The following is a 2,278-nucleotide window of genomic DNA, read 5'->3' as shown; positions in this document are numbered from 1 at the left end:
TGTAATGGCTCAATAGTAATGTCCGCCTGTGGCTCAATTCAGATGTCCGCGCTATGGTAAGCTTCACTGGTCCGTTTAAACTACCGGGAGGCATATCATGAGCGCAGAAAGCTCAGGAGTGTTTACTTTGAAAGAGATCAACCGGATCAAGATTATACAGGACGTCATTGAACGTCGCATCACAACGCGCCGTGCGGCCGAGCACCTCGGTATCAGCGACAGGCAATGCCGCAGACTTCTTGCCCGTTACCGTGAAGGGGGACCGCTTGGTATGGCCAGCAGACGATGTGGCATGCGTGGTAACCGCCAGTTGCCACCCGGGCTCGCAGATCAGGCTCTGGAACTGATCAAGACGCGTTATGCTGATTTCGGTCCGACTCTGGCGCGTGAAAAGCTCGAAGAACTCCACGGACTGTTTCTTGGCAAAGAAACTGTCCGGCGCATCATGGTGCGGGCTGGCTTATGGGTTCCCCGTAAACAACGTGCCGCAAGGATCCCTCAACCACGGTACCGGCGTCCGTGTACTGGTGAGCTGATACAAATAGATGGCTGTGATCACGACTGGTTTGAAGGCCGTGGCCCGGCCTGCACCGCGCTGGTCTATGTTGATGATGCAACCAGCAAACTGATGGAACTGTTGTTTGTTAAATCGGAGTCCACGTTTTCTTACTTCGAAGCCACGCGGCGCTATATCGATAAGCATGGTAAACCGCTGGCACTGTACAGCGATAAAGCCGGTGTTTTTCGTGTTAACAATAAACACGCCACAGGCGGAGACGGGCATACTCAGTTTGGGCGAGCCATGCATGAACTGAACATCCAGACTATCTGTGCAGAAACCAGTCCCGCCAAAGGGCGTGTAGAACGAGCTCACCTCACTTTACAGGATCGTCTGGTCAAAGAGCTGCGGTTACAGGGCATTTGTTCAATGGAGGCTGCAAATGACTTCGCTGAGGCCTATATGGCTGACTATAACCGCCGTTTTGGCAAAGTACCGCGACATGATTTTGACGTACACCGTGCTGTAGAACATGATGAGGACCTGGGGCTTATTTTCACTGTTCGTGAAAAACGTAAAGTCTCAAAATCGTTGACGATACAATATGATAAAATGTTGTACCTGATTGAAGACAGCGAACTGAGTCGCCGTGCAATAGGTAAATATATCGATGTGTATCACTATCCTGATGGCAGAAAAGAGCTGCGCCTGAACGGTACGCTACTTCCCTACTCTACCTACGACCGACTGTCAGAAATCGACCAGGGCGCGATTGTCGATAACAAGCGTCTTGGCCGAACCCTGGAGTTTATCAGTCTGGTGCAGAGCAAGCGGGATAACACGCGCTCTCAGTCAATTCCCGCTGGAGATGGCCCTTCCCGACGACGGCCAAAGCAGGAAGGGAAGAAATCCCAGCGCTCACTGGATAATGATGACATGCTCGAAGCACTCAAACAGCTTCAGTCACGTTCAGAGGACATTTTTGGTAAAAGAGCCCGCTGATGGTACTCACTGGCCGGACAGTGGTTGCTCACCAGTTGATATTGTCCGGCCAGACCCATGATGTATTATTCATTTCGTTCAGCATCTTTATGTCCTGCTTTTCACGGGCATACTTACCCCATAATGAATGAAAAGAACGAACAATACTGATTAACTGCTTTTTTCTTTGCTCCGGAGATAAGCTGATAAAATAGCAGCACCTGCTGTCAATATTATCCTCTATGAAATTAAAATCAGAGTCTGATGCATATTTTACTGTTAGCATAATATCATTCGACGTTGTTCTCTCAGACTCTGTTAATGCTGATTCTATCAGGTATTCAAAGGCATACATGACAGACAACTGGTTTTTGTCTGTCTGAATATAACCCATTGAGTTTCTGAGTATTGAGGACTGTACCAGGACCAGAGGCCATAAAAGCTCAACACCATAAAGCTTATATGTATCATGTTGATCATACTGATGTTGCTCAACACGACGATTACCTTCCCGTGCTTTACGAATATCATAGGCAAGGGATAACATAAATCCGTCTTTAACTTTAATCAGTGGGCTTTCATCCACGATGTAATGAATGAGTTCATGTAATTCATTCAGGGCTTCTGAATCTCCCCACAGTATAAAACCTGCATTGTTCGGCGTTAACTCGTATCGAAGCATGGGCTCAATCATCCTGTTGTTTCAGTCGGAGGAAAGTCTATCAGTAAAGAGAATGAGAGATCAAAGTGGACATTTTAATTGAGCCGGATAACGGACATTTCAATTGAGCTTTGACA

General features: G+C 47.6%; 2 protein-coding genes. One reads left to right on the top strand and one right to left on the bottom strand.

The window, feature by feature from the left end; translation table 11 throughout:
* Positions 1-97: 97 nt before the first annotated feature.
* On the top strand, positions 98-1,501 hold the full coding sequence (locus ACOI6Z_RS27420; RefSeq protein WP_001567368.1) for an ISNCY-like element ISKpn21 family transposase: 1,404 nt from the start codon (positions 98-100) through the stop codon (positions 1,499-1,501).
* Between the two features lie 28 nt (positions 1,502-1,529).
* On the opposite strand, the gene ACOI6Z_RS27415 is transcribed toward ACOI6Z_RS27420, so the two are convergent.
* Positions 1,530-2,162: a DUF6904 family protein gene (locus ACOI6Z_RS27415; protein WP_001567369.1), complete on the bottom strand. Its 633-nt coding sequence runs from the start codon at positions 2,160-2,162 to the stop codon at positions 1,530-1,532.
* Between the last annotated feature and the right edge of the window lie 116 nt (positions 2,163-2,278).

Source organism: Klebsiella sp. C239, from assembly GCF_048822715.1.
Taxonomy (GTDB): Bacteria; Pseudomonadota; Gammaproteobacteria; order Enterobacterales; family Enterobacteriaceae; genus Klebsiella; species Klebsiella quasipneumoniae.
The sequence above is the reverse complement of the archived record's forward strand: the minus strand, read 5'-3'. Positions and strand labels throughout refer to the sequence as shown.

Coding starts and splice junctions, on each gene's coding strand:
- ACOI6Z_RS27420 (WP_001567368.1), top strand. CDS start 98: ATGAGCGCAGAAAGCTCAGGAGTGTTTACTTTGAAAGAGATCAACCGG.
- ACOI6Z_RS27415 (WP_001567369.1), bottom strand. CDS start 2,162: ATGCTTCGATACGAGTTAACGCCGAACAATGCAGGTTTTATACTGTGG.